Here is an 18,173-nt window from a genome sequence, read left to right as displayed (position 1 = left end):
GTGGGGGACCAAGGCTCAGGCGAGCGAAAGAACGGGGATTTCCACCGCCCCGGCCTGCGCGCGCTGGCGCAGCACGGGCACGGCACGCTGCACCGCCAGGTCGATGCGCGCCTGCAGGGCATCGCTGGCCACGCGGTAGTTGTCGAACTCCTTGTCGGTCGCATACACGCCGATGGGCAGGGTGTGTGCCTGGAAGAAGCTGAACAGCGGGCGCAGCTGGTGGTCGATGGCCAGGGCATGCCGGTCGCTGCCGCCCGTGGCGGCCAGCAGCACAGGCACGTCGATCAATGCCTCGTGGTGCACGAAGTCGAACAGGTGCTTGAACAGGCCCGTGTAGGTGCCGCGGTAGATGGGGCTGGCCACCAGCAGCAGGTCGGCGGTCTCGATCTCGCGCAACACCGACTCCACGGCCGGCGGCAGCTGCGCGCGCTGCAGCACGGCGCCGAACTGGGGCACGAGCTCGCCCAGCTCGATCAGGCGCGTGTCGGCCGGGTAGGCATCGGCAAAGCCTTCGAGCAGATGCTGCACCAGCGCCAGGGTACGGGAGGGGCGCTGCAGGCCGCCGGAGACGGCGACGATCTTGGGGGTTCTGGCCATGGTGGAACGGTGTGGGTTGGAACAAAAACGGGGACGCCGTCCCGGCGAATGCAAGGCGGCGCAGGCAGGGTTTCCACTGTGCCGCGAAGCGCTGTCGCGCGGCACCTGCGCGCTAGAAGCATTTCGGCTATCGATATGCGCAGCACGCGGCAACGGGTCTCAGAACACCCGCCCTTCCTCCAGGTGCGTGGTCACGCCATTGAGCTGGTAGTCCCCCAGCACCCGCGTCTTCTGCAGCAGCGGGTTGTGGTTGAAGATGGTGCGGATGTTGCGCCAGTGGCGGTCGAAGTTGTGGCGGCTGGAGGTGGCCGAGGCACCGCCCGCCTCGAACATGCGCTCGGCCGCGCCCAGGGCCAGGCGCGCCACCACGGTCTGGGTCTTGGCCGTGGCCAGGGCACCCTGCAGCACCAGGTCGGCCGCCTGCGGAGCGCCTGCCGCAATGGCCTGGGCCGAGCGGTCCAGCCAGCGCGCGTTGTCGAGCACCAGCGCGTCGATGGCGTGCGAGGCGGCCGCCAGCTCACCCACCACCAACTGGTTGAAGTGGTCTTCGCGCGCCGTGGCGGCCGGGCTGTGCATGGTCGGGCGGCCGTGATCGCGCACATAGCGTGTGGCATCGGCCAGCACATTGCGCACCGCGCCGGCCGCCGCGGTCACCAGGTGCAGCTGTCGCAGCGCCGAGGTATGGCGCCCCACCAGCGAACCCGCATCGCGCGGCTGCACCTCGTGCGCATGCACCAGCACATCGGTGAACACGATGGAACCGCTGGCCGTGAGCCGCTGGCCAAATCCGTCCCAGTCGTCCAGGATGGCGATGCCCTCGCGGTCCACCGGCAGGTTGAGCGTGACCAGCGTGCCCTCTTCGTCGAGCACGCTCACGTTGGCATAGTCCGAGAACGCCGTGCCCGTGGCGTAGAACTTGCGGCCCGAAAGCCGGAAGTGGTCGCCCTCGCGCACCAGCGCAGTGTGGGTCAGGCCCGCGCGCTCGGTGCCGCGCTCGGTGTAGGCGCCGCCGAACAGCGCGCCTTCGAGCGTGCGCTGCACCTGCAGTTGCCGCTGCGGGCTGGGCGGCGTGAGGCGCAAGGCCTCGGTGGCGTTGAAGTGGATGCGCAGCGCATGCGCCACATTGGAGTCGGCCGCGGCCAGCGTGGCGAGCGCGCCGATCAGGTCTTCGACCGAGCCATCGGGCCCGCCGTCGGCCTTGCCGATGCGCAGCGCGCCCAGGCCCGACTGGCGCACCAGGCGAAAGGCCTCGTAGGGCAGCGAACGGTCGGCCTCGCGCTGGGCCGCGCCCTGGCCCACGGCCTCGGCCAGGGCAGGAATGCCGGCGAGGATGGCTTCGCGCGTGCGCGGCAGCTGCAGAACGGTATGTGCCATGCTGCCCTCCTTACCGTGCCGCGGCCGCAGCCGCCACCTGGGCCACGCGGCCCTCCACGGGGTGGCTGGGGTCGGTGAAGCCCAGCGTGGACGCATGGCCCGGCGCCACCAGGCGGTTGACCAGGGCCTCGTCCTCGGGGGTGAACTGGTAGCCAAGCGCGTGCACATAGCCCTCCCACTGCGCCAGTGTGCGCGGCCCGGCGATGGCCGAGGTGATGAGCCGGTTGTTGAGCACCCAGGCCACGGCGAAGTCGGCGGGGTTCACGCCCCGCGCCGCCAGGTCGTCGCGGATCTGGCGCGCGATGGCCAGCGACTCGGGGCGCCACTCGGTCTCCAGCAGGCGCTTGTCGGCGCGTGCCGCGCGCGAACCGGCTTCGGGCGCGGCACCATCGTCGTACTTGGCGGTCAGCACCCCGCGCGCCAGCGGGCTGTACGAGACCACGCCCAGGCCATAGGCCGCGGCGGCGGGCAGTTGCTCGGCCTCGGCCGTGCGGTTCACGATGTTGTACAGCGGCTGGCTGGCCACGGGCCGGTCGATGCCCTCGGCATCGGCCAGATGGACCACCTCGGCAATGCGCCAGCCGCGGAAGTTGGAGACCCCGAAATAGCGCAGCTTGCCCGCACGCACCAGGTCGCCGATGGCCCGCACGGCCTCGCCCAACGGGGCGTTGAAATCGGTGCGGTGAAAGTACAGCAGGTCGATGTAATCGGTCCCCAGGCGGCGCAGGCTGCCCTCGACCGCATCGATGATCCACTTGCGCGAGATGCCGCTGCGGTTGGGGCCCTCGCCCATGCGATTGGCGAACTTGGTGGCCAGCACCCAGTCGTCGCGGTCATGGCGGATACCGCGGCCCACGATCTCCTCGGTGCGGCCCTTCTGGTAGGCGTCGGCCGTGTCGATGAAATTCACGCCGCTGGCCTTGGCCGCCGCGATGATGGAATGCGAGGTGGCCTCGTCGGTCGGGCCGCCGAACATCATGGTGCCCAGCGCCAGGCGCGAGACTTTGAGGCCGCTGCGGCCCAGGTAGTGGTAGGTGGTCAAGAAGGCTCCGGGAAGGGGTGGTGGCACGCGGCCGATGCCGGCCAGCCGCGCATGGTAGGCAGGGCCTGGCAAAGCACAAACTCGCTGCGCGCATATCGATAGCCGCCCAGCTTCCAAGCGCAGGCCTCCATGCCGGCACAAGCTTCATCGGTGCAGATGTCCGCATATGCAAATGCGGAAAGAACTCTGCGGCCGGCCCCGATATTGGGTGCAATGCACGGGTCTCCATTCCGGCCCTGCCGCACCGCGTGCAGGGCGTGCCGATTGCCTCCATGACAACCATCACACACCGCGCAGGCGCGCTGGTCGGGCTCGACCGCTTCACCGCGCCCACCGACTTTGCCGAAAGCCCTCTGTCCGAAGCGTTGAAGCAGCCCCTGCTGCTCGGCCTGTTCCTGCCCATCCAGGCCGGGGGCTGGAGCGCCTCCACCCTGCCCCGCACGACCGACTGGCAGTTCGCCTACAACCGCGACCTGGTGCTCAAGTCCGAGGCGCTGGGCTTCGACATCGTCTTCGCCCTGTCGCAGTGGCTGCCCAAGGGCGGCTACGGTGGTGTGTTCGACGGCAATGCGCTCGACTCCTTCATGACCACTGCGGCGCTCACCGGCGTCACGCAGCGCATCATCCTGATCTCCACCATCCACGTGCTCTACGGGCCGCTGCACCCGCTGCACCTGGCCAAGTGGGCCAGCACGCTGGACCACATCTCGGGCGGGCGCTGGGGCATCAACGTGGTGACCGGCCACCGCGCCGTGGAGCACGAGGCCTTTGGCTGGGACCGCATCGACCACGACCGCCGCTACGAGCTGGCGGCCGAGTTCCTCGAGGTGGTGCAGCGCCTGTGGACAGACGGCGAGAACTACTCCTACGAAGGCAATTCTTCGTGGAAGCTGCAGGGCGCCTTCGTCTCGCCCAAGCCGCGCTTTGGCCGCCCGGTGCTGGTCAACGCCACGGGCTCGGACGCGGGCATCGAGTTTGCCGCGCGCTACTCGGACATCGTTTTCATCACCAGCCCTGCGGGCTCGGACTTCGCCAGCGCCATCGCCGCGCTGCCGGCGCACACGGCGCGCGTGAAGGCCGCCGCGCGGGCCCAGGGGCGCGAGGTGCGCACCCTGCTCAACCCCATGGTCATCAGCCGCGAGACCGAGGCCGAGACCTGGGCCTACCACGATGCCATCGTGGCCGCGCAGGACCACCGCTCGCCCCAGGGCTTCAACGGCTTCGACAGCGACGCCCATGCCTGGAAAGGCCGCGTCGGCGTGGATGCGCCCAAGCGCCGCGCCATCGGCGGAAACATCGAGGTCATCGGCACGCCCGAGCAGGTGGTCGAGCAGTTCGTGGCCCTGAAGCGCGCAGGCGTGGATGGCCTGCAGCTGAGCTTCTTCGACTTCAAGCCCGACCTCGAATTCTTCGGTGACCGCATCCTGCCCCTGCTCAAGCAGGCCGGCCTGCGCTTGTGACCACACTCCACCCACACCGTCCCACCCCATGGCTCTCCACCGCACCTTCGCCCACCTCGCCTTCGCCGTATTGCCCGCCATGGCACTGGCCCAGCCCGCTGCCGACACCACCCCGGTCAAGGGCGGCACGCTGACCTATGCCAGCGACATCGAGCCCCCCATCCTGGTCTCGCTGCTGGACACCAACACGCGCATCCGCAACATCAGCGCCAAGATCACCGAGGGGCTGCTGCGCTACGACGCCCAGTTCAAGCCCCAGCCCCTGCTGGCCACGCGCTGGAGCGTGAGCCCCGACGGCCTGCGCTACACCTTCGAGCTGCGCAAGGGCGTGAAGTGGCACGACGGCAAGGACTTCACCGCGGCCGACGTGCGCTACTCGGTGCTCACACAGAAGAAGCAGGGCCCGCGCGGGCGCATCACCCTGGCCAACGTGGAGCGCGTGGACACGCCCGACGCCCACACCGCCGTGCTGGTGCTCGGAAAGCCCGCGCCCTACCTCATCAAGGCGCTGTCCTCGGCCGAGCTGCCCATCGTGCCGGCCCACCGCTATGGCGACGGCGACCCGCTGGCCAGCGCCAATGCCACGGCCCCCGTGGGCACAGGGCCCTTCATCTTCGAGCAATGGGTGCGCGGCAGCCACATCATCCTGCGCAAGAACCCGAACTACTGGCGCAGCGGCACGCCGCACCTGGACCGCCTCATCTTCCGCTTCATCCCCGACAAGGCGGCCATCTCGGCCGCACTGGAGGCCGGCGAGGTGGACGTGGCCAGCAACGTGAACCTGGCCGACCTGGAGCGCCTGGGCAAGAACCCGCAGCTCAAGGTGGAGGACACCTACGACGCCTACCTCAACAACGCCGTCTTCCTCGAATACAACCTTGACAACCCCATCCTGGCCAAGCCCGGCGTGCGCCACGCCATCGCCCATGCCATCGACCGCACCGCGCTGAGCAGCGTGGTGTGGTACCAGCGCGGCGAAGTGGTGAACTCGCCCATCCCCAAGGTGTTCACCAGCTACTACGACGACAGCGGCTTCAACTACCCCTACGACGTGGCGCGCGCCAACCAGTTGCTCGACCAGGCGGGCCACCCGCGCCAGGGCGGCGGCACGCGCTTCACGCTCAAGCTCACCAACATCCCGGGTGCGGACTTCAAGCGCAGCTCGGACTTTCTGCGCTCCTCGCTGGCGCGTGTGGGTATCCGCGTGGACGTCCTGGACGGTGACCTGCCCACCTTCCTCAAGCGTGCCTACACGGCGCGCGAGTTCGACCTCAACATCAATGGCCTGGGCCGCCTGTACGACCCCACTGTGGGCGTGCAGCGCATCTACTGGGGCGACGGCGTGAGAAACCCGCTGATCTGGATCAACGCGGCGCACTACGACAACCCCAAGGTGGACGAACTCTTCGCCCAGGCCGCGACCGAGGTCGACGAAGCCCGCCGCGCCGCGCAGTTCCGCCAGATCCAGCAGACCGTGGGGCGCGACCTGCCGGCCTACCCGCTGGTCACCGTGCCCTCGGCACTGCAGGTCTACAGCACCCGCGTGCACCAGCTCGTCAACAGCATCGACCTGACGGCCGGCGACCTGGCCGACACCTGGCTGCAGCCCCGCAAGTAACCCGCACCACCGCCACCAAGGAGCCACCATGAGCACCGCCACCGCACCCGTACCGTCCGACGCCCGCAGCCCTGCGGCCGAACTCAGCTTTGCCAGCGCCAGCGAGCAGGCCCGCGCGCTGGCCGAAGGCCGTGTCACTGCCAGCGCCCTGCTGGAGCACAGCCTGGCCCGCATCGCCCGGCACGACCCGGCCTTCAACCTCGTGGCCGTGCGCGACTTCGCGCAGGCCCGCGCCGCCGCCCGCGCGGCCGACGAGGCCCTGGCGCGCGGCGAGCGCAAGCCGCTCTTGGGCGTGCCCATCACGGTCAAGGAGTCCTTCGACGTGCAGGGCCTGGTGACGGCCACGGGCAACCCCGCCCACGCGGGCAACGTGGCGACACAGGACTCCTGGGTGGTGCGCGCCTTGCGCGAAGCCGGTGCCGTGGTGCTGGGCAAGACCAATGTGCCCGTGGCCCTGGCCGACCTGCAAAGCTACAACCCGCTGTACGGGGTGAGCAACAACCCCTGGGACGTGGCGCGCACGCCCGGCGGCTCCTCGGGCGGCTCGGCCGGCGTGCTGGCCGCAGGCTATGTGGCGCTGGAGCTGGGCTCGGACATCGGCGGTTCCATCCGCATCCCCGCGCACTTCAACGGGGTGTACGGTCACAAGCCCACGCAGGGCCTGATCGGACTGCGCGGCACAGGCCTGCCCGCCGGGCGCCTGGCCGACCGCGACCTGAGCGTGGCCGGCCCGCTGGCGCGCACTGCCGCCGACCTGGCGCTGGCACTGGACCTGCTGCTCAACCTCGACCCCCTTCAGGCCAAGGCCTGGCGCGCCACCTTGCCCGCGCCGCGCCACCAGCGGCTGGCCGACTACCGCGTGTTGGTGATCGACCAGTTCCCTGGCACCGAGCGCAGCGTGGCGGAGCGCGTGGCCACCGAGCGCGTGGTGGAGCGCCTGCGCACCCAGGGCAGCCGGGTGCTGCGCCCCATCGACCTGCCCGCCGGCCTGCTGCCCGACCTGGCCGAGGCGCACCGCGTCTACCGCAGCCTGCTCGGTTCCTCGCTGGCCGAGCCGCCAGCCCTCTCGGCTGCGGCCCAGGCCCGCCTCGATGCCCTGCAGCCCGACGACACCAGTGCCGATGCCGCCTGGCTGCGATCGTTCAGCCTCTCGCACCGCGCCTGGCTGCACGACAACGAGGCGCGGCTGAAGCTGCGCCAGCAATGGGAACAGCTGTTCGAGCAGGTGGACGTGGTCGTCACGCCCGTGCTGGCCACCCAGGCCTTTGCGCACAACCACAGCGAGCCCAAGGACGAACGCAGCTACCCCGTGGCCTTCGAGGACGGCACCCGGCAGGTGCGTTTCCAGGACCTGTTCACCTGGGCTGGCCTGCCGGTGCTGCCCGGCCTGCCGGCCACCAGCTTCCCGCTGGGGCTGGACGGCGATGGCCTGCCCATCGGCGCGCAGGCCGTGGGGCCCTACCTCGAAGACCACACCAGCATCCACTTCGCCCACCTGCTGGAGCAGGTGTATGGCGGCTTCCAGGTGCCGCCAGGCCTGGAAAACTGAGAGAAGCACGGTGAGCGACCTGTCACAGCCCTTGCAGGCTTCGCCCCAGTCCGCCGCGCACGCGGATCTCATCGCGCATGCGCGCCAGCTGGGCCGCGATTTCGCCCTGCTGGCCGCCGAGCACGACCAGAGCGGCGCCCCGCCCGAAGCGCAGTTCGCGGCCCTGCAGGCCGCCGGCCTGCTGCGCCTGACGATTGACAGCGCCCACGGCGGCCATGGCGCCGGGCTGGCTGTGGCGCGCGAGGTCATCAGCGCCATCGCCTATGGCGACCCGTCGGTGGCGCTGATTTTGTCCATGCACTACAGCCTGCACGGCCACATCGCGCGCAGCCTGCGCCAGGGCTCGGACGAATGGCCCGAAGCGCTGGCGCGGCAGTTGATCGCCGAATCCCTCGAAGGCCGTTCGCTGCTCAACGCCGCCCAGGTGGAGCCGGCGCTGGGCTCGCCTTCGCACGGCGGCCTGCCGGCTACGGTCGCGCGGCGCGTGGGCGATGGCTGGCGCCTGTCGGGCCACAAACTCTATGTGACCGGCGTACCCCTGCTCTCCTGGATCAGCGTGCTGGCCGTGACCGACGAGCCCGATCCGCGCCTGGGCAGCTTTCTCGTGCGGCGCGATGCGCCCGGCGTGCAGGTGGTCGCAACCTGGGACCCCGTGGGCATGCGTGCCACGGCCAGCCACGACGTGCTGTTCCACGACGCCGCCGTGCCGCTGACCCACACCGTGGGCCTGCGGCCGGCGCACCTGGGCCTGCGGCGCGACGCGACCACCATCGCCTGGTACTTCAGCCAGGTGGGCGCGGTCTACGACGGGGCGGCCCGTGCAGCGCGCGACTGGCTGCTGCAGTTCCTCAACGCGCGCAAGCCCAGCGCGCTGGGCGGTGCCGCACTGGCCAGCGTGCCCGCCGTGCAGGACGCGGTGGGCCACATCGAGGAACTGCTGGCCACCAATGCCTGGCTGCTGCACAGCCACGCCCAGGCCTACGACGCGGGCACCGCACCCGACCACCTGGGCGCGCTGGTCAAGCAGGTGGTGACCGACAACGCCGCCCAGGCTGTCACAGCGGCCTTCGAGCTGGCCGGCAACCACGGCCTGGCTCGGCGCAATCCGCTGGAGCGGCACCACCGCAATGTGCTGTGCAGCCTGATCCACGCCCCGCCCAACAAGCTGCTGCGCACCCATGCGGGGCGCGCGGCGCTGCAGGCCGCGGCATAGCGCGGCCTGCCACCGATTCACTCCCACACCGTTCTGTCCATCCATGCCTTCTTTCGACGATATCCACACCCTTGCCGCCGCTGCCATGCAGCGCGATGCCTCGCGCCGCGCCTTCCTCCAGGGCACGGCCGGCCTGGGCCTTGCCACCCTGGTGCCCTGGGCCCAGGCACAGGGCAGCGAAGCGCCCCAGCGCGGCGGCTCGCTCACGCTGCTCATCTTTCCCGAGCCGCCAACGCTGACCACCATCGCGCACACGGCCAATGCCTCGGTGCTGATCTCGGGCAAGGTCACCGAAGGCCTGCTGACCTACGACTTCGACCTGAACCCCAAGGCGCAGTTGGCCACCTCCTGGACCGCCAGCGCCGATGGCCTGCAGTACACCTTCAAGCTGCGCCAGGGCGTGAAATGGCACGACGGCAAGCCCTTCACCTCGGCCGACGTGGCGCATTCGCTGAACCTGGTCAAGGAATTCCACCCGCGCGGGCGCGCGACCTTCGCCGCGCTGAGCGAGGTGCAGACGCCCGACGCCCACACCGTGGTGCTGCGCCTGGCCAAGCCCGTGCCCTACCTGCTGTCGGCGCTGGCCGCGTCCGAGACGCCCATCGTACCCAAGCACCTGTACAGCACGGGCAAGGCCGATGCCAACCCGGCCAACAATGCGCCGGTCGGCACGGGGCCCTTCATCTTCAAGGAATGGGTGCGCGGCAGCCATGCCATCTTCGAGCGCAACCCGGCCTACTGGGACGAGGGCAAGCCCTACATCGACCGGCTCATCGTGCGCTTCATCCCCGATGCCGCGGCACGCTCGGCAGCCATCGAGAGCGGCGAGGTGCACCTGGCCCCGGGTTCGCCCGTCTCGCTGGCCGACGTGGAGCGCCTGCGCGCCAAGCCCAACCTGGTGTTCGAGAACAACGGCTACCAGTACATCAACTCCATCTACCGCACCGAGTTCAATCTGGAGACCCCGGCCCTGCAGGACCTGCGCGTGCGCCAGGCCATCGCCCACTCCATCCAGCGCGACAACCTGCTCAAGGTGGCCTGGTACGGCCAGGGCAAGCTCATCCCCGGCCCGGTGAGCAACACGCTCAAGAAGTACTACGTGCCCGACCTGCCCGTGCTGCCCTACGACGCCAAGCAGGCCGAGAAGCTGCTCGACGAAGCGGGCCTGCCCCGCGGCAAGGCCGGCGGCAACCTGCGCCTGAAGCTGCGCGCCACGCCCATCCCCAACGAAGGCGGGCTGCGCACGGCCGAGTTTTTGCGCCAGTCGCTGTCGCGCATCGGCATCGAACTGCAGATCAACTCGCAGGACTTCGCGACCTACATCAAGCGCGTCTACACCGACCGCGACTTCGACCTGCACATCAGCGCGATGAGCAACACCTTCGACCCCACGGTGGGCATCCAGCGCCTGTACTGGTCCAAGAACTACAAGCGCGGCCTGCCGTTCTCCAACGGCTCGGCCTACAGCAACGCCGAGGTGGACCGCCTGCTGGAGGCCGCCTCCATCGAGACGAACGAAGCCAAGCGCATCCAGCTCATCACGGAGTTCCAGCGCCTGATCATCCGCGACCTGCCCGACATCAACCTCGTGGCGCCCGACACCTACACCATTGCCGACCGCCGCGTGCGCAACCACACCGTGGGCGGCGACGGCCCGGCCGGAAACCTCGCCCATGTCTGGCTGGCCAAGGCCTGACCAGGCCGGCCCGCCCATCCACAGGAGGAACTGCCATGACGACACACACCACCGCGGCCCACCAACCCCGGCCGGACAAGCTCTGGTACACGCGCTGCCCCGTGCCCTCGCCCCTGGGCATTGCGGCGCGCCTGGGCTGGCTGGCCGAGGCCTTCGCCCCGGACGGCATCGCCATCGAGTCCATCATCGACTCCAAGGACCGCAGCGTGCGCGAAAGCCATTTCGACCACCACCTGGCCTGGTCCTTCCGCCAGGGCGGCAACATCCCGCCCATCTGGGCGCGGGCCAGCGGGCGCGACACTCGCCTGGTGGCCATCACCTGGACCGACGAGTTCCAGGCCCTCATCGCCCTGCCGGGCAGCGGCCTCACCAGCGCCGCCCAGCTGGCGGGCAAGCGCATCGCCATCCCGCGGCGCGTGAACGACCTGATCGACTTCCACCGCGCCACGGCGCTCAAGGGCACGGTATCGGGCCTGTCGCTGGCCGGGCTCACGCACCAGGACGTGGTGCTGGTGGACCTGCCGATCGAGGAGTCGGTCATCATCGCCGCGGGCGAGCCCAGCCTGCATGGGCTGCGCCGGCGCCACCCGTACTTTGCCGAGGTGCAGGCGCTGGTGCGCGGTGAGGCCGACGCCATCTTCGTCAAGGGGGCCGAGGGCATCGTGGTGGCCAACCTCATCGGCGCGCAGGTGGTGGCCGAGTTCGGCAATCACCCTGACCCCAAGGTGCGCATCAACAACGGCACGCCGCGCACGCTGACGGTGGACGCCGCCCTGGCCGACCAGCGCCCCGACCTGGTGGTGCGCCTGCTCGGCGTGGTCGAGCGTGCCAGCCACTGGGCCGGGCAGCACCCTGATGAGACCCTGCGCTTCGTGGCCCGCGAGATCGCCACCACCGAGGAGGCGGTGCTCGCCTCCAACGGGCCCGAAGTGCACCGCCATCTGGGCCTCAGCCTGGATGCGCCGCTGGTCGATGCCATCGGCCATTTCAAGGACTTTCTGCTGGCGTGGGGCTTTCTGCCGCGCGACTTCGCACTGGGCGAATGGGTGGACCCGCGCCCGCTGGTCCAGTTGCGCGCCCAGACCGAGGCGGCCACTGCGCTGCCACTGGCTGCCTGACGCGAGGGAGACCGCCAGATGACCACGGAATCTTCGGCCCGGGGTCTGCGCGTGCTCGTCACGGGCGCCACCGGCAAGCTCGGCCAGTTGCTGGTGCCACGCCTGCGGGCCCAGGGCGTGGCAGTGCGCGCCCTGGCGCGCCAGCCCGAACGCGCGCGCGATCTGCTCGGCCCCGGCGTGGAGATCGCCGGGGGCGACCTGGGCCAGCCCGCCACACTGGATGCCGCCTTGCGCGGCGTGACCCATCTGTTCCTGCTCTCGCCCATCGACCCGCTGCTGGCAGTGCACCAGGGCCATGCCATCGCGGCCGCGCAGCGCGCGGGGGTGCAGCGCATCGTCAAGCTCTCGGGCTCGGCCTGGACCATCGCGCCGCAGGGGCGCTCGCTCTCGGGCGACCTGCATGCTGCGGCCGAGCGCCAGCTCGCGCAATCGGGCATCGCGCATGTGGTGCTGCAGCCCAACGCCTGGGCCCAGGTGGCGCTGGGGCGGCTGGGCGCGCAATTGCAGCAGGGCGATGCACTCACCGACCCCTTTGGCGGCGCCCGCGTGGCCTACATCGATGCGCGCGACATCGCCGATGCGGCAGTGGCGGCCCTGCTGCAAACGGCAGTGCGAGCGCCACCCGATGGTGGGCCCTGGGTGCTGACGGGCCCCGAATCGCTCGACTTTGGCGACCTGGCCGCAGCAGCCAGTGCGGTGCTGCGCCGCACGGTGGCCGTGCAGGCGCCAGGGCACGCAGCCGATGCGCACACCGGTCTGCCGGCATTCACGGCGCAGGTGCATGCGCAGTTCAGGCAGTTGATCGCCGCCGGGGCGGCGCGCGAGGTCAGCTCCACCGTGGAGCGCGTGCTCGGCCGGCCCGCGCGCAGCGTGCGCGAGCACGCTGCCGAGCAGGCACGGCAGGCGCTGGCGGCTCCCCCTGCCACAGCGCCGGCGTAAGTACAAAGTAGCACTTGCTTACTCAGAAACGTTCGTTGTAGCGCCCCGGGGGGCCTGCCACATTGGGGCTTGTCCATACACACGCTCTCATGCAAAGGAATCCCATGTTGTCCCGCCCCCCGCAGCGCCCCGCCCTCCCGTGGAAACGCACCGCCGCCGTGCTCGGCCTGGCCGGCCTGGTCAGCCTGTCGGCCCTGGCCCAGGCGCGCCACGGCGGCACGCTCAACTGGGCCGTCAATCCCGTGCCCTCGTCGCTGGTGCCCTTGACCACCACGGCCGGCGGCAACACCGAGATCGGGCCCAAGGTGGTCGAAGGCCTGCTCACCTACGACTGGAGCCTGGCGCCCAGGCCCCAGCTGGCCACGGCCTGGGCCGTCAGCAAGGACGGCCTGCAGTACACCTTCACCCTGCGCAAGGGCGTGAAGTGGCATGACGGCAAGGATTTCACCTCGGCCGATGTGGCCTACTCGATCCAGACGCTCAAGCAGGTGCACCCGCGCGGGCGCGGCAGCTTCGCCAACGTGGTGGAGGTGAAGACCCCCGACGCCCACACCGCCGTGGTGGTGCTCTCCAAGCCCTCGCCCTTTCTGCTGACGGCGCTGTCGGCGGCCGAATCGCCCATCGTGCCCAAGCACCTGTACGACGGCACCGACGCCAACACCAGCAAGTACAACAGCGCCCCCGTGGGCACGGGCCCCTTCGTCTTCAAGGAATGGGTGCAGGGCAGCCATGTGCTGCTGGAGCGCAACCCGAACTACTGGGACAAGCCCAAGCCCTACCTCGACAAGATCGTGGTGCGCTTCATCACCGACGGCGTGGCCCGGGCCGCGGGCCTGGAGTCCGGCAGCATCGACCTGAGCGCCGGCAGTTCCATTCCGCTGTCGGATGTGGAGCGCTTCAAGAAACTGCCCGGCATCGAGATCGACACGCGCATCTCGCCCTATGTGGGCAACCACCAGCAGGTGTATTTCAACCTAGACACACCGGCCCTGAAGAACATCGAGGTGCGCCGCGCCATCGCCCAGGCCATCGACGCCAACGCTTACAACAACACCGTGTGGTATGGCCTGGGCAAGCTCTCGGCCACGCCCATCGGCGCGCACAGCCGCTACCACGACGCCAGCGTGCAGCGCATCGCCTACAGCCCCAAGGCGGCCGAGGCCGCGCTCGATGCGGCCGGCTTCAAGAAGGACGCCAGCGGCACACGCCTGAAGCTGCGTGTGCTCTACAACCCCTTTGTCGAGCGCCGCTCGGCCGACTTCATCCGCCAGTCGCTGGGCCGCATCGGCATCGATGCCGCGGTGGAGACCTATGACTTCGCCACCTACGTGAAGAAGGCCTATACCGACCGCGAGTGGGACATCACGGCCGAGAGCCTGACCAACATCTTCGACCCCTCGGTGGGCGTGCAGCGCATCTTCTGGTCCAAGAACTTCAAGGTCGGCCTGCCGTTCTCCAACGCACCGCACTACAGCAACCCCGAGGTGGACCGGCTGCTCGAAGCCGCCGCCGTCGAGGTGGACGAGGCCAAGCGCCGCCAGCTGTTCTTCGACTTCCAGAAGGCCGTGGCGGCCGACATCCCGTCCATCGAGTTCGGCGCCAACCCCAACATCACGGTGGTGGCCAAGAAGGTGCGCGACTACGCACCCACGGGCGAGCATGTGCGCGGCAGCTTTGCCGACCTGTACTTCGCCACGCCCTGAGAGACCTGCGCCCATGACCACGCTCTCGCGCGTCGGCCACACCCTTCGGCGCACGGCCTGGCAGGCCGTGCCCACCGTCCTGGGCGTGGTGGTGCTCAACTTCCTGCTGCTGCAGCTGGTGCCCGGCGACGCGGCCGATGTGATCGCGGCCGAGTCGGGCTCGGCCACGGCCGAGACCATGGCCCAGCTGCGCACCCATTTCGGGCTGGACCTGCCGCTCCTGGACCGGCTGCTGGCCTACCTCAACAACCTGGCCCACTTCCACCTGGGGGTGTCGCCACGCCACAACCAGCCGGTGCTGGAGCTGATCGGCGGGCGCCTGGGCAGCACCCTGCTGCTCATGGTCACCGCCCTGGGCCTGGCGCTGGCCACGGGTGTGCTGCTGGGCACCATCATGGCCACCTGGGTCGGCCGGTGGCAGGACCGGGTGCTCTCGGTGCTGGCGCTGCTGCTGTACTCCACGCCGGGCTTCTGGCTCGGGCTGATGGCCATCGTGCTGTTCTCGGTCAAGCTCGGCTGGCTGCCCACCGGCGGCAACCTCACCATCGGCGCCGGGCTGACCGGCTGGGCGCTGGTCAAGGACGCCGCACGCCACCTGGTGCTGCCGGCCCTGGCCATGGCGGGCTTCTTCGTGGCCATCTTCTCGCGCCTCACGCGCGCCGCCATGCTGGAGGTGAGCCACCAGGACTTCGTGCGCACGGCCACCGCCAAGGGCCTGACCCCGGTGGCCATCACGCTGCGCCATGTGCTGCGCAACGCGCTGATCCCCGTGACCACCGTGGCAGGCATGCATTTCGGAACGCTGCTGGGCGGGGCCATCGTGGTCGAGTCGGTCTTCAGCTGGCCGGGCCTGGGCCGCCTGGCGCTCGAATCCGTGCTGGCACGCGACTACAACGTGCTGCTGGGCATTCTGCTGCTGTCTTCGCTGCTGGTCATCGTGGCCAACATGCTGGTGGACCTGTTGCACGCCTGGCTCGACCCGCGCATCCAGGTCCGTTGACGCCTTTTCTGCCGCACCTGCGGCCTCCATTCCCTTGCCATGACCACTGCTGCCCCCCCTTCCCCCCAGAGCCGCTTCCTTCGGCTCATCCGCGGCGCATCCCCCGCCCCCAGCGCGCTGGATGACAGCCCCGCCCCCATCGCCGTGCAGCGCCATGCGGCCTTGCGCGCCTTCGTGCGCAACCCGGCGGCCGTGAGCGGCGTGCTGATCCTGCTGCTGGTGGCCAGCCTGGCCGTGCTGGCGGGCGTGCTCTTTCCCAACGACCCGCTCGACATGGCCACCCGCCCGCTGCTGCCGCCGCTGCAGTCGGCCGAGTTTCCGCTGGGCAGCGATTCGCTGGGCCGCAACGTGGCGGCCGGCATCGTGCATGGCGCGCGGGTCTCGCTCGCGGTGGGCCTGTCGGCGGCCACGGTCAGCGTGCTCATCGGCATCCTGGTCGGGTCCGTCGCGGGCTACTTCGGCGGGCGGGTGGACGACCTGCTGGTGCGCCTGACCGAGCTGTTCCAGACCGTGCCCACCTTCCTGCTGGTGATCGTGATCGTGGCCATCGGCCAGCCTTCGGCCAAGGTCATCGTGCTGGCCATCGGCCTGGCCTCGTGGCCCGTGATCGCGCGCCTGGTGCGGGCCGAGTTCCGCTCGCTGCGCGAGTCCGAGTTCGTGCTGGCGGCCCGCAGCCAGGGCTTTTCGGACCTGCGCATCATCTTCCAGGAGATCTTGCCCAACGCCCTGCCCCCGGTCATCGTGACCGCCTCGGTGCTGGTGGCCACGGCCATCCTGATCGAGTCGGCGCTGGCCTTCGTGGGCATGGGCGACCCCAACGTGGTCTCCTGGGGCAGCATGATCGGCGAGGGGCGCGAGCAACTGCGCACCGCCTGGACGCTGACCGCCATCCCCGGCGCCGCCATCATCTTCACCGTGCTGTCGCTCAACCTGGTCGGTGACGGCCTCAATGACGCCTTCAACCCCCGCCTGCGAGGCCTGCGATGAGCCACTCCACCCTGATCCACCCGGTACACGGCGATGGCGCCACTGGCACGCAGCGCGCCCCCCTGCTGCTCGACATCCGCCAGCTCGACGTGCGCTTCAAGGGCTCGCAAGGCATGCTGCATGCCGTGCGCGGGCTCGACCTGCAACTGCACCAGGGCGAGACCCTGGCCCTGGTGGGTGAGTCGGGCTGCGGCAAATCGACCACGGCGCTGGCGCTGCTGCGGCTGCTGGCACCCGGCGCGCAGATCGGCGGCCAGATCCTGTTCGATGGCCGCGACATCGTGCAGCTGCCGCTGGACCAGTTGCGCCGACTGCGCGGGCGCGAGATCTCCATGATCTTCCAGGAGCCCATGACCTCGCTGAACCCGGTCTACACCGTGGGCACGCAGATCGCCGAGACCCTGCGCCAGCACGAAAGCCTGTCGGCCACGGCAGCGCGCCAGCGCGCCATCGAGCTGCTGGACCTGGTGCGCATCCCCGAGCCCCAGCGGCGCGTGGACGACTACCCGCACCAGCTCTCGGGGGGCCAGCGCCAGCGCGTGATGATCGCCATGGCCGTGGCCTGCCGCCCACGCCTGCTGGTGGCCGACGAGCCCACCACGGCACTGGACGTGACCATCCAGGCGCAGATCCTGGAGCTGCTGGACCGGCTGCGGCGCGAGCTGTCCATGTCGCTGCTGCTCATCACGCACGACCTGGGCGTGGTGGCCCAGTGGGCCGACCGCGTGGCCGTGATGTATGGCGGCGAGAAGGTCGAGGAGGCCAGCGCGACCCAGCTCTTCTCCGCCCCTTCGCACCCCTACACACGCGGCCTGCTCGGTGCCTCGCTGCATGCCGGGCGGGACCTGCACTACACCGACGCGCGCCTGCCCGAGATCCAGCCGCGCCGGGATCCCGAGACCGGCCAGCGCAGCTTCGACCTGCACATTCCCAAGGCGGCGCCGCCACGCGGGGAATCCCCTGCCGCGGCGCAGCCCCTGCTCGCGGTGGAGAACCTGCGCACCGACTACGCCCCCCGCACCGGCACCGTGCGCGCGGTGGACCATGTGTCCTTCACCATCGGCGTGGGCGAGACCGTGGGCCTGGTGGGCGAGTCGGGCTGCGGCAAATCCACCCTGTCCAAGACGCTGCTGCACCTGGTGCCCGCCACGGCCGGTCGCATCGTGTTCGATGGCACGGACCTCACCCGCCTCGCGGGCCGGGCCCTGCAGCCCTGGCGCCAGCGCATGCAGATGGTGTTCCAGGATCCGTATGCCTCGCTCAACCCCCGCCGCACCGTCTACGACATCCTGGACACGGTGCTGTACGTACACGGCAACCGCTCGCGCCAGGACCGGCACCGCCGCATCGCCGCCATCCTGGACCGCGTGGGCCTGCCGCGCGACGCCGGCAACCGCTACCCGCACGAGTTCTCGGGCGGGCAGCGCCAGCGCATCGGCATCGCCCGCGCGCTGGTGGTGCGGCCATCGCTGGTGATCTGCGACGAGCCGGTGTCGGCGCTCGATGTGTCCATCCAGGCGCAGATCCTGAATCTGCTGGTGGAGCTCAAGGAAGAATTCCAGCTGTCCTACCTGTTCATCTCGCACGACCTGGCGGTGGTGCGCTACATCGCGGACCGGGTGCTGGTGATGCACCAGGGCCGGTTCGTGGAGTCGGGCGATCACCAGAGCATCTGGGCGGCGCCTCAGCATGCGTACACGCGGAGTTTGATTGCTGCTGTGCCGCGGGCGGAGCAGCGCAAGGTGGCTTGATAGAGGTTCTGCTGTTTGTGGGCTGTGGTTGCTTCTGCTGTTTGTGTTGAGTGCGGGAGCCGGGATGTGCGCCCGGCGGCGCACCTACTTTCTTTTTGCGCAAAAAGAAAGTAGGCAAAGAAACAG

At 69.9% G+C, this 18,173-nt stretch carries 14 protein-coding genes; 11 read left to right on the top strand and 3 right to left on the bottom strand.

Translation table 11 applies throughout. The annotated features are described in order from the left end of the window. Nucleotides 1-15 precede the first annotated feature (15 nt). The 3 genes from msuE to AC3WOH_RS24670 form a co-directional block, all read right to left on the bottom strand. A complete protein-coding gene (gene msuE / locus AC3WOH_RS24680) occupies nt 16-597 on the bottom strand; it encodes an FMN reductase (RefSeq protein WP_492231970.1) in 582 nt (193 codons plus the stop codon). A gap of 159 nt (nt 598-756) precedes the next feature. Next, nucleotides 757-1,971: an acyl-CoA dehydrogenase family protein gene (locus AC3WOH_RS24675; RefSeq protein WP_492231969.1), complete on the bottom strand. Its 1,215-nt coding sequence runs from the start codon at nt 1,969-1,971 to the stop codon at nt 757-759. Nucleotides 1,972-1,981: 10 nt separating this feature from the next. Further along, nucleotides 1,982-3,013, bottom strand: coding sequence for an aldo/keto reductase (locus tag AC3WOH_RS24670; RefSeq protein WP_492231968.1), 1,032 nt, complete (start codon nt 3,011-3,013; stop codon nt 1,982-1,984). Nucleotides 3,014-3,285: 272 nt separating this feature from the next. Here AC3WOH_RS24670 and AC3WOH_RS24665 point away from each other — a divergent pair, with 272 nt between their 5' ends. The 11 genes from AC3WOH_RS24665 (at nt 3,286) to AC3WOH_RS24615 (ending at nt 18,047) form a co-directional block, all read left to right on the top strand. After that, nucleotides 3,286-4,473, top strand: a complete 1,188-nt coding sequence (locus tag AC3WOH_RS24665) for an LLM class flavin-dependent oxidoreductase (protein ID WP_492231967.1) — start codon at nt 3,286-3,288, stop codon at nt 4,471-4,473. 28 nt (nt 4,474-4,501) lie between these two features. After that, nucleotides 4,502-6,091 carry an ABC transporter substrate-binding protein gene (locus AC3WOH_RS24660; RefSeq protein WP_492231966.1) on the top strand — a complete coding sequence of 530 codons (1,590 nt, stop codon included), beginning with the start codon at nt 4,502-4,504 and terminating at the stop codon, nt 6,089-6,091. Nucleotides 6,092-6,119: 28 nt separating this feature from the next. Beyond that, nucleotides 6,120-7,640: an amidase gene (locus AC3WOH_RS24655; RefSeq protein ID WP_492231965.1), complete on the top strand. Its 1,521-nt coding sequence runs from the start codon at nt 6,120-6,122 to the stop codon at nt 7,638-7,640. Between the two features lie 10 nt (nt 7,641-7,650). Then, nucleotides 7,651-8,853 (top strand): acyl-CoA dehydrogenase family protein, encoded by a 1,203-nt coding sequence (locus AC3WOH_RS24650; protein ID WP_492231964.1) that lies wholly within the window; start codon nt 7,651-7,653, stop codon nt 8,851-8,853. Between the two features lie 43 nt (nt 8,854-8,896). Continuing rightward, on the top strand, nt 8,897-10,549 hold the full coding sequence (locus tag AC3WOH_RS24645) for an ABC transporter substrate-binding protein (RefSeq protein ID WP_492231963.1): 1,653 nt from the start codon (nt 8,897-8,899) through the stop codon (nt 10,547-10,549). A 35-nt stretch (nt 10,550-10,584) separates the two neighbouring features. Further along, nucleotides 10,585-11,667 carry an ABC transporter substrate-binding protein gene (locus AC3WOH_RS24640; RefSeq protein ID WP_492231962.1) on the top strand — a complete coding sequence of 361 codons (1,083 nt, stop codon included), beginning with the start codon at nt 10,585-10,587 and terminating at the stop codon, nt 11,665-11,667. Nucleotides 11,668-11,685: 18 nt separating this feature from the next. Then, nucleotides 11,686-12,606 (top strand): NAD(P)H-binding protein, encoded by a 921-nt coding sequence (locus AC3WOH_RS24635; protein ID WP_492231961.1) that lies wholly within the window; start codon nt 11,686-11,688, stop codon nt 12,604-12,606. A gap of 104 nt (nt 12,607-12,710) precedes the next feature. Then, nucleotides 12,711-14,309 carry an ABC transporter substrate-binding protein gene (locus AC3WOH_RS24630; protein ID WP_492231960.1) on the top strand — a complete coding sequence of 533 codons (1,599 nt, stop codon included), beginning with the start codon at nt 12,711-12,713 and terminating at the stop codon, nt 14,307-14,309. Between the two features lie 13 nt (nt 14,310-14,322). After that, nucleotides 14,323-15,309 carry an ABC transporter permease gene (locus AC3WOH_RS24625; protein WP_492231959.1) on the top strand — a complete coding sequence of 329 codons (987 nt, stop codon included), beginning with the start codon at nt 14,323-14,325 and terminating at the stop codon, nt 15,307-15,309. A 39-nt stretch (nt 15,310-15,348) separates the two neighbouring features. Further along, complete coding sequence (locus tag AC3WOH_RS24620) at nt 15,349-16,296, top strand: ABC transporter permease (protein WP_492231958.1); 948 nt, start codon at nt 15,349-15,351, stop codon at nt 16,294-16,296. Then, nucleotides 16,293-18,047 carry an ABC transporter ATP-binding protein gene (locus tag AC3WOH_RS24615; protein ID WP_492231957.1) on the top strand — a complete coding sequence of 585 codons (1,755 nt, stop codon included), beginning with the start codon at nt 16,293-16,295 and terminating at the stop codon, nt 18,045-18,047. The genes AC3WOH_RS24620 and AC3WOH_RS24615 overlap by 4 nt, the downstream gene beginning before the upstream one ends. The last annotated feature ends 126 nt before the right edge of the window (nt 18,048-18,173 follow it).

The sequence above is a fragment of the Acidovorax sp. FW305-C-20-28 genome, from assembly GCF_058783375.1.
The sequence above is the reverse complement of the archived record's forward strand: the minus strand, read 5'-3'. Positions and strand labels throughout refer to the sequence as shown.

Bases quoted from the DNA above. Each gene is read 5' to 3' on its own strand.
- AC3WOH_RS24615 (WP_492231957.1), top strand. From the start codon at position 16,293: ATGAGCCACTCCACCCTGATCCACCCGGTACACGGCGATGGCGCCACT.
- AC3WOH_RS24635 (WP_492231961.1), top strand. From the start codon at position 11,686: ATGACCACGGAATCTTCGGCCCGGGGTCTGCGCGTGCTCGTCACGGGC.
- AC3WOH_RS24655 (WP_492231965.1), top strand. From the start codon at position 6,120: ATGAGCACCGCCACCGCACCCGTACCGTCCGACGCCCGCAGCCCTGCG.
- msuE (WP_492231970.1), bottom strand. From the start codon at position 597: ATGGCCAGAACCCCCAAGATCGTCGCCGTCTCCGGCGGCCTGCAGCGC.
- AC3WOH_RS24620 (WP_492231958.1), top strand. From the start codon at position 15,349: ATGACCACTGCTGCCCCCCCTTCCCCCCAGAGCCGCTTCCTTCGGCTC.
- AC3WOH_RS24675 (WP_492231969.1), bottom strand. From the start codon at position 1,971: ATGGCACATACCGTTCTGCAGCTGCCGCGCACGCGCGAAGCCATCCTC.
- AC3WOH_RS24665 (WP_492231967.1), top strand. From the start codon at position 3,286: ATGACAACCATCACACACCGCGCAGGCGCGCTGGTCGGGCTCGACCGC.
- AC3WOH_RS24660 (WP_492231966.1), top strand. From the start codon at position 4,502: ATGGCTCTCCACCGCACCTTCGCCCACCTCGCCTTCGCCGTATTGCCC.
- AC3WOH_RS24640 (WP_492231962.1), top strand. From the start codon at position 10,585: ATGACGACACACACCACCGCGGCCCACCAACCCCGGCCGGACAAGCTC.
- AC3WOH_RS24645 (WP_492231963.1), top strand. From the start codon at position 8,897: ATGCCTTCTTTCGACGATATCCACACCCTTGCCGCCGCTGCCATGCAG.
- AC3WOH_RS24630 (WP_492231960.1), top strand. From the start codon at position 12,711: ATGTTGTCCCGCCCCCCGCAGCGCCCCGCCCTCCCGTGGAAACGCACC.
- AC3WOH_RS24625 (WP_492231959.1), top strand. From the start codon at position 14,323: ATGACCACGCTCTCGCGCGTCGGCCACACCCTTCGGCGCACGGCCTGG.